Annotated in this window: 6 protein-coding genes and 1 tRNA gene; 1 reads left to right on the forward strand and 6 read right to left on the reverse strand. The window is 64.8% G+C overall.

Annotated features, from left to right (window positions below; translation table 11 throughout):
• The 5 genes from lon to I5M_RS17775 form a co-directional block, all read right to left on the reverse strand.
• A partial coding sequence (gene lon, locus I5M_RS17755) for an endopeptidase La (RefSeq protein ID WP_022722627.1) occupies positions 1 to 2,314 on the reverse strand: 2,314 nt, incomplete at its 3' end.
• A 355-nt stretch (positions 2,315 to 2,669) separates the two neighbouring features.
• Positions 2,670 to 3,944 (reverse strand): ATP-dependent Clp protease ATP-binding subunit ClpX, encoded by a 1,275-nt coding sequence (gene clpX, locus I5M_RS17760; RefSeq protein WP_022722628.1) that lies wholly within the window; start codon positions 3,942 to 3,944, stop codon positions 2,670 to 2,672.
• Between the two features lie 449 nt (positions 3,945 to 4,393).
• A complete protein-coding gene (locus tag I5M_RS17765) occupies positions 4,394 to 5,038 on the reverse strand; it encodes an ATP-dependent Clp protease proteolytic subunit (protein ID WP_022722629.1) in 645 nt (214 codons plus the stop codon).
• A 308-nt stretch (positions 5,039 to 5,346) separates the two neighbouring features.
• Positions 5,347 to 6,705 carry a trigger factor gene (tig, locus tag I5M_RS17770; protein WP_031336873.1) on the reverse strand — a complete coding sequence of 453 codons (1,359 nt, stop codon included), beginning with the start codon at positions 6,703 to 6,705 and terminating at the stop codon, positions 5,347 to 5,349.
• Between the two features lie 155 nt (positions 6,706 to 6,860).
• A tRNA-Leu gene (locus I5M_RS17775) sits at positions 6,861 to 6,945 on the reverse strand.
• 174 nt (positions 6,946 to 7,119) lie between these two features.
• On the opposite strand from I5M_RS17775, the gene I5M_RS17780 reads away from it, so the two are divergent.
• Positions 7,120 to 8,469: a multicopper oxidase family protein gene (locus tag I5M_RS17780; RefSeq protein WP_022722631.1), complete on the forward strand. Its 1,350-nt coding sequence runs from the start codon at positions 7,120 to 7,122 to the stop codon at positions 8,467 to 8,469.
• 39 nt (positions 8,470 to 8,508) lie between these two features.
• On the opposite strand, the gene I5M_RS17785 is transcribed toward I5M_RS17780, so the two are convergent.
• On the reverse strand, positions 8,509 to 8,821 hold a 313-nt coding region (locus I5M_RS17785), incomplete at its 5' end, for an NAD(P)H-hydrate dehydratase (protein WP_283804875.1).

Raw genomic sequence — 8,821 nt, forward strand, 5'->3', positions numbered from 1 at the left:
GATCCTTCGTCATCCGGGCGACCGGGATGATGTTCAGCCCGCCCTTGATGGCGTCGGAGATCTCGGTGAGGTCCTTGGCGTTGTCCTCGGGGATCAGCACCGTCTTGATGCCGCCTCTGGCCGCCGCCAACAACTTCTCCTTCAGACCTCCGATCGGCAGCACCCGGCCGCGCAGTGTGATCTCGCCGGTCATGGCGATATCACGGCGGATCGGGATGCCGGTCAGCACCGACACGATGGTGGTGGCCATCGCGACGCCGGCCGACGGACCGTCCTTCGGAGTCGCCCCCTCCGGCACGTGGACGTGGATGTCGCGCCGCTCGAAGAACGGCGGCTCGATCCCGAAGGTGATCGCCCGGCTGCGGACATAGGACGCCGCCGCCTGGATCGATTCCTTCATGACGTCGCGCAGATTGCCGGTCACCGTCATGCGACCCTTGCCCGGCATCATCACGCTTTCGATCGTCAGCAGCTCGCCGCCGACGTCCGTCCACGCCAGACCCGTCACCACGCCGACCTGATCGTCCTTCTCGATCTCGCCGAAGCGGAACTTCGGCACGCCGAGATACTCTTCGATCAGCTTCTCGGTGACGCGCACCGTCTTCTTCTTCGACAGCATCAGGTCCTTGACCGCCTTGCGGGCGAGCGTGGACACCTCGCGCTCGAGATTACGCACGCCCGCTTCGCGGGTGTAGCGACGGATCACGAGCAGCAGCGCGTCGTCGTCGATCGACCATTCCTTGGAGTCGAGGCCGTGCTTGGTCAGCGCCTGAGGGATCAGGTGCTTGCGCGCGATCTCGAGCTTCTCGTTCTCGGTGTAGCCGGCGATCCGGATGATCTCCATACGATCCATCAGCGGCCCCGGGATATTCAGGGTGTTCGCCGTGGTGATGAACATCACGTTGGACAGATCGTAGTCCACCTCGAGATAGTGGTCGTTGAAGGTCGCGTTCTGTTCGGGGTCGAGCACCTCGAGCAGAGCCGAGGACGGATCGCCGCGGAAATCGGCGCCCATCTTGTCGATCTCGTCCAGCAGGAACAGCGGGTTCGACGTTTTCGCCTTCCGCATCGACTGGATGATCTTGCCGGGCATCGAACCGATGTAGGTGCGGCGGTGACCGCGGATCTCGGCCTCGTCACGCACGCCGCCGAGCGACACGCGCACGAATTCGCGACCGGTGGCCTTGGCGATCGACTTGCCGAGCGAGGTCTTGCCGACGCCGGGCGGACCGACCAGGCAGAGGATCGGACCGCTCAGCTTGTTGGCGCGCGACTGCACCGCCAAGTACTCGACGATCCGCTCCTTGACCTTCTCCAGCCCGTAGTGATCGGAATCCAGCACGGCCTGCGCCGCCTCGAGATCCTTCTTCACCTTGGACTTTTTGTTCCACGGGATCGACAGCAGCCAGTCGAGATAGTTGCGCACGACGGTGGCTTCCGCCGACATCGGCGACATCTGACGCAGCTTCTTCAGCTCGTGCTGCGCCTTCTCGCGGGCTTCCTTGGTCAGCTTGGTCTTGGCGATCTTCTCTTCGAGCTCGGCCAGCTCGTCCCGGCCCTCGTCGTCGCCGAGTTCCTTCTGGATCGCCTTCATCTGCTCGTTGAGATAGTACTCGCGCTGGGTCTTCTCCATCTGGCGCTTGACGCGCGAGCGGATGCGCTTCTCGACCTGCAGCACCGAGATCTCGCTCTCCATCAGGCCGAGCACCTTCTCGAGCCGCTGCGTCACCGACAACGTCTCGAGGATGCCCTGCCGATCGGCGATCTTCACCGCCAGATGCGAGGCCACGGTGTCGCCCAGCTTGGCGAAGTCGGTGATCGACTGCACCACGCCCACGACTTCGGCGGAGATCTTCTTGTTGAGCTTCACGTAGCTCTCGAAGTCGGACACGACCGAGCGCGCCAGCGCTTCGGCCTCGACGCTCTCCGCGTCGGTGTCGGCGAGCGCGGTCGCCTGCGCCTCGTAGTACTCGGCGCGATCGGTGTAGCTGTCAACCTTGGCGCGCGCCAGGCCTTCGACCAGCACCTTCACGGTGCCGTCGGGCAATTTCAAAAGCTGCAGCACGCTCGCCAGCGTGCCGATCTCGTAGATCGAGTCCGGCGCAGGATCGTCGTCCGACGCGTTCTTCTGCGTCGCCAGCATGATCAGCGCGTCGTTCTTCATCACCTCTTCGAGGGCGCGGATCGACTTCTCGCGGCCGACGAACAGCGGCACGATCATGTGCGGAAACACGACGATGTCGCGAAGCGGGAGGACGGGATAAGCGTGGCTGTCGCCGTAAGTGATGGTTGGCCGTGGTTTGGTGGCGGTCATTGGCCCCGTTCCTTTCTTTGTGCCCCCTTGCACGCGGCCCGCCGGCTGGCGCAGCCACCACAAGGTGCGAGTACACCGGCTCATCGGCCGGTCAGGGCCCACGCGTCCGGATGGTCAAGGCGATCCGACAAGATGTGTTCGAAACGCGTGTACGAGAACACGAATCCTAAGAACGATTGTCAGCGCCGTGACATTAGGTGGCTATCCGGCCGGGGGGTGTCAAGTCGTGGAAAACGCACGGTTTGTCAGGCTTCGCAGACGATTGCGGGGCATGACAACGGGCCGCCGAAAACGATCGGCGACCCGAACTAGATACCTCAAGGCGCGCGTTGCGCGCCGAGGTTGACGCCAGCGGTCAGGCGCTGGCGCTGCTCTCCGCCGCGCGATCGGCGCGGTCGGCGTAGATGTACAGCGGGCGGGCGGTGCCCTCGACGACTTCGCGCGAGATCACCACTTCCTCGACGCCTTCGAGACCCGGCAGATCGAACATCGTCTCGAGCAGGATGCTCTCGAGGATCGACCGCAGGCCGCGGGCGCCTGTCTTGCGCTCGATCGCCTTGCGGGCCACCGCGCCCAGCGCCTCGTCGGCGAAGGTGAGCTCGATGTTCTCCATCTCGAACAGGCGCTGATACTGCTTCACCAGCGCGTTCTTCGGGTCGGTCAGGATCTTCTTCAGCGAGGCTTCGTCCAAATCCTCGAGCGTCGCCACGACGGGCAGACGTCCGACGAATTCCGGGATGAGGCCGTACTTCAACAGATCCTCGGGCTCGACGTGGCGGAAGATCTCGCCGGTCCGGCGATCTTCCGGCGCCAGCACCTGAGCGGCGAAGCCGATCGAAGTGGTCCGGCCGCGCGACGAGATGATCTTCTCGAGACCCGCGAAGGCGCCACCGCAGATGAACAGGATGTTCGTGGTGTCGACCTGCAGGAACTCCTGCTGCGGATGCTTGCGGCCGCCCTGCGGCGGCACCGAAGCGACCGTGCCTTCCATGATCTTCAAGAGCGCCTGCTGGACGCCCTCGCCCGACACGTCGCGGGTGATCGAGGGATTGTCGGACTTGCGGCTGATCTTGTCGATTTCGTCGATGTACACGATGCCGCGCTGCGCCCGCTCGACATTGTAGTCGGCGGCCTGCAGCAGCTTGAGGATGATGTTCTCGACGTCCTCGCCGACATAGCCGGCTTCGGTCAGCGTCGTCGCATCCGCCATCGTGAACGGCACGTCGAGAATCCGCGCCAGCGTTTGCGCCAGCAGCGTCTTGCCCGAGCCCGTCGGACCGATCAGCAGGATGTTCGACTTCGCCAGTTCGACGTCGTTGTGCTTGGTCTGGTGATTGAGCCGCTTGTAGTGATTGTGCACGGCGACCGACAGAACCTTCTTCGCATGGTTCTGGCCGATGACGTAGTCATCGAGCACCTTGCAGATTTCCTTCGGAGTCGGGATGCCGTCGCGCGACTTCACCAGCGAGGACTTGTTCTCCTCGCGAATGATGTCCATGCACAGTTCCACGCACTCATCGCAGATGAAGACCGTGGGGCCGGCGATCAGTTTGCGAACCTCGTGCTGGCTCTTTCCGCAGAAGGAGCAGTACAGGGTGTTCTTGGAGTCGCTCGTACCGACCTTACTCATCTCTATCTCCGTCCGCCGTTCGGTCTCGTCAGGTTCGCCCGCTCCATCTCACGTCGCCTTTCAACGTCGTGCCGTCCAAGCTTGCGCCGGGACGATGTGGTACAAATGGAGCAAAATCCGTACCAGAAAAGACCCCGCCGTTTGTTGGTCGCGGCAGCCCGCGACCGTCCCGAATCCCCCAACACTTTGGTCGTCCGGGCTTCAGCCTTTCAGACTGTCACCCGTCTATCAAGAATTCGCTAATCGGCCGGATGCCCGGTCGACGTGACAATAGCGTGATTTGCCGGGATTACGCGACCCTCGACCGCCGAAATCAAGGCAGAGTTGCGCGTTTGTCACGCGCCGGATCGGCACGAAAGCGGAACATCCAACGTGACCTGGGGGCTTCACGAGGATGCCGTTTTGCCGATCCGGAGTGTTGAGCAAGCTCAAGCCGGCACGGCTCCCGATCAGGAAGCCTTGGCGGCCGGCTGAGCCCCGGTGTCTTCCGGACGCTTGTCGATCACCTTGTCGACGATGCCGAACTCCCGCGCCATCTCGGCGGTGAGGAACTTGTCGCGCTCCAGCGCGTCCTCGATCGCCTTGTAGGTCTGGCCAGTGTGGTGAACGTAGATCTCGTTCAGCCGCTTCTTGAGGTTCAGGATTTCCTGCGCGTGCAGCATGATGTCGGTGGCCTGGCCCTGGAACCCGCCAGACGGCTGGTGGACCATGATGCGGGCGTTCGGCAGCGAGAACCGCATGTCCTTGTGGCCGGCGGCGAGCAGCAGCGAGCCCATCGAGGCGGCCTGGCCGGTGCACAGCGTCGAGACCGGCGGGCGGATGAACTGCATGGTGTCGTAGATCGCCAGACCCGATGTCACCACGCCGCCCGGCGAGTTGATGTACATCGAGATTTCCTTCTTCGGATTTTCCGCTTCGAGGAACAGAAGCTGCGCGACGATCAGCGTCGACATGCCGTCCTCGACCGGGCCGGTGACGAAGATGATCCGCTCTTTCAGGAGGCGCGAGAAGATGTCGTAGGCCCGTTCGCCGCGGTTGGTCTGCTCGACCACCATCGGCACGAGGTTCATGTAGGTTTCCACCGGATCGCGCATAGAGTCTCACCTGAGGGTTGGCCGGAGACGACAGGGCGCGAACAGGAAGGCGGTCCGCGCGGCGGGTCGTCCCGTGATGCAGGACGTCAGAAGCGAGTTCACAGATATGCCGCGACGGCGCGGCGACAAGGGCAGGCTCTCTTCCACCTCCGATTGATACCGATTCGGTCGGCCTGGGCAAAACCGGAGGGCCGGAAAGCGCCGGTTTTCGGCGGCCATCGTTAATGCCGGCCTGAGCGCCGGCCCTGAAACGAAAAGGCCGCCGCGACGGTGTCGCGACGGCCTCGGAATGCTACGAAGAGAGGACGTTAGGCGGCGGTCTTGTCGTCGTCGTCCTTGTAGAGTTCTTCGCGGGTCACGGTCTTCTCGTTGACCTTGGCGAGCTCGAGGATGAAGTCGACGACCTTGTCCTCGTAAATCGGGGCGCGGAGCTGGGCCAGCGCCTCCGGGGTCTTGCGGTAGTAGTCCCAGACCTCCTTCTCGCGGCCGGGCATCTGCCGGGCACGCTCGATGACGGCGCGGCTGACCTCGTCGTCGGTAACCTGGATCTTGTTCTTCTCGCCGATCTCGGAGAGCACCAGGCCGAGGCGGACACGGCGGTCGGCGATCCTTCGATATTCCTCGCGAGCCGCCTCCTCGGTGGTGTCTTCATCGGCGAAGGTCTTGCCGTTCGACTGCATCTCGGCGTTGATCGAACGCCACATCACCTCGAACTCCTGCTCCACCAGCGACGGCGGCGCGTCGAACTTGTGGGTCTCGTCGAGGCGATCGAGCAGCTGGCGCTTGACCTTCAGCCGCGACGCGCCGGCGTATTCGGCCGCGAGGCGGGCCTTGGCGGCTTCCTTCAGCTTGTCGAGCGATTCCATGCCGAGCGTCTTGGCAAACTCGTCGTCGATCGTGGTGTCCTGCGGCGCCTCGACCTTGGTGGCGGTGGTCTCGAATTCCGCCGGCTTGCCGGCCAGAGTTTCGCTCGCATAGTTGGTCGGGAACGACACCTTCACGGTGCGGGTTTCGCCGACGGTCATGCCGACGAGCTGGTCCTCGAAGCCCGGAATGAACGTGGCCGAGCCGATCACCACCGGAATGTCTTCGCCGGTGCCGCCGTCGAACGCGACGCCGTCGATGGTGCCCTTGAACGAGATCGTGACGCGGTCGCCGTTCTCGGCCTTCTTGCCCTCGCCCTTGTCGGCGTAGCTGCGGTTGGCGTCGGCGATGCGCTTGATGGCCTCATCGACGTCAGAATCCGAGACTTCCACCACCGGCTTGTCGACTTCGAAGCTCTTGAAGTCGGCGAGTTCGATCGCCGGCACGACTTCGATCGCGACCGTGTAGTTGAGGTCCGATTTGCCCTCGAGGATCTGCTCGATTTCCTTCTGATCCTCCGGCATCGTGATCTTCGGCTCGGTGGCGAGGCGGAAGCCGCGCTCGGTGAAGATGCCGTCGTTGGTGTCGCGGATCAGCTTGTCGATGGTCTCGGCGGCGACCGAGCGGCCGTACACGCGCTTGAGATGGCTGACCGGCACCTTGCCCGGGCGGAAGCCGTTGAGGCGCACCTTGTCCTTCATGTCGACGAGCCGTTCGTCGACCTTGGCGTCGATGTCGGCGGCGGGGACACTGACCTGGAATTCGCGCTTCAACCCGTCGGCGACGGTTTCCTTGACCTGCATGGTGCCAATCTTCTTCATCTGCTCCGGCTTGCGCGCCGGAATTGGTCGACAATTGCGATGCTCGGCTCATCGCCTGCACCGGTGGGTGGGACGGACCGACCCCTGCGCCGCAGGAATCCGTCCGGAGTAATCGTCATGAGCAAGCGCAAACGCTTTGGTGCGGGCGGAGGGACTCGAACCCCCACAACTTTCGTCACTGGAACCTAAATCCAGCGCGTCTACCAATTCCGCCACGCCCGCGAATGAGCATCATGTCCGGCCGCGATGCCGCGGGCGGCGGCTTATAACATGACAAATAGGGCGTGCATCAAGAAAATCCCAGCCAACAAACGCGATCGGATGCCGCCGCGGTGAAGCGCCGCGCCAAGGCCCGACGCGCTGGACAGCGGCGCCGGAAAATGGTCCGCATCGACAATGGCCGGCAAGGATTTCTTCGACCAGTTTGCAATGTCGCGGCGGGAACTCGTCGTCGGCGCCGCCGGGCTGGTGCTCGGCACCTCGCTGCGTCCCGCGGCGGCGGTCGCTGCGGCCCCAGCAGGCGGCACCAAGACACTGACGATCCGGGCCGTCCCGGGCCGAATCCGGCTGAAGGCCGACGGGCCTGAGCTGAATCGGCCAACGCTGACCGCGCCGGAGGCGCCGGCGCTGCGCCGCGGCGACAGCATCACGCTGCGCTTCGATAACGCACTCGACCGCCCGGCCCTGCTGAACGTCCGCGGCCTCGACGGCCAGCCCGCCGCCGAGCCGCTCGTCAGCCGCCAGCCGGTGCCGCCGGGCGGCTCCGACAGCTTCACGCTGGAGCTGCGCAGCGCCGGCACGCTGCTGGTCGACGCCCGCCTGATCGGCGACGCCGGCCCGGCGCCGATGCCGGCGCTGCCGCTGGTGGTGGCCGAGCCCGAGGCGCCGCAAGTCGACGGCGATCAGGTGCTGCTGATCGAGGATTTCCGCCAAGCCAAAGACGGCACGCTGCTCGCGCCCGGCACCGAGCCGACCGATGCGCCTTGGCTCTACACCGTCAATGGCCAGCCTTCGTTCGACGTCCCGGTGCGGACCAACGGCAGGTTCAGACTCCGCCTCATCAACGCCTGCCAGCGCAATGTGATTGCTGTCCGAATCGAAGATCACGACGTTCGCGTCATGGCCCTCGACAGCCAGCCGGCTGAACCGTTCGTGGCTCGTGGCGGCGCGGTGGTGATGGCGCCGGGTGCGCGGGTCGACGTCTTCGTCGACGCCACCAAGCCGCCGGGCACGACCACCGCCATTACGCTGCACGACGGCGGCAAGCCGACCACGCTCGGCCGTCTGGTATACGCCAGCGGCGCGCCGCTGCGTCCGGTGCCGTTGCTGCCCGCCCAACCGCTGCCCGGCAATGGGCTCCCGGCGCAACTGCCGCTCGGCAACGCGCTGCGGGTCGAACTCACGCTGGGTGCCCTCACCTCGGGCCAGCTCGATTGGTTTGGCCCGACCGGCTTCCGCCCGGCCGCCGGCCCGGCCTTCGAGGCCAAGCGCGGCCGCACGGTGGTGCTGGCGCTGACCAACCGGGCCACGATGCCAGTGGTGTTTCACCTGCACGGCCATCATTTCCGGCTGCTCGACCGGCTCGATGACGGCTGGAAGCCGTTCTGGCTGGACACGCTGGCGCTCGACGCCGGCCAGACCCAGCGTATCGCCTTTGCGGCTGAGCACCCTGGTCTGTGGCTGATGGAGGCCGCCGCCGCCAAATGGTCGGCGCCTCTTCTGCTGCGCAGTTACCTCGTCACCTGAAGCGCCTCGATCAGTGCCTCAGGCGGATCATTTACGACTCTAATATTCGACCTCTAAGGCGTCGTAGACTCTACGGAAAACTGCCGGCAGCGTCTCTGTCAGGTCTTCGGCGATCAGCCCGGGGCCGGCCTCACAGGCCGCCTCGCCATGCATCCACACCCCGATGCACGCGGCCTCGAAAGCCGGCACCTTCTGAGCCAGCAGGCCGGTGACGATCCCGGTCAGAACGTCGCCGGCGCCGGCCGTGGCGAGCCAGGGCGGTGCGTTGAAAGCGATGGCGCCGCGGCCGTCAGGCGAGGCCACCACTGTGTCCGGCCCCTTGAGCAACACCACCGACCCCGAACGCTGCGCG

Source organism: Rhodopseudomonas sp. B29, assembly GCF_000333455.1.
Classification (GTDB): Bacteria; Pseudomonadota; Alphaproteobacteria; order Rhizobiales; family Xanthobacteraceae; genus Rhodopseudomonas.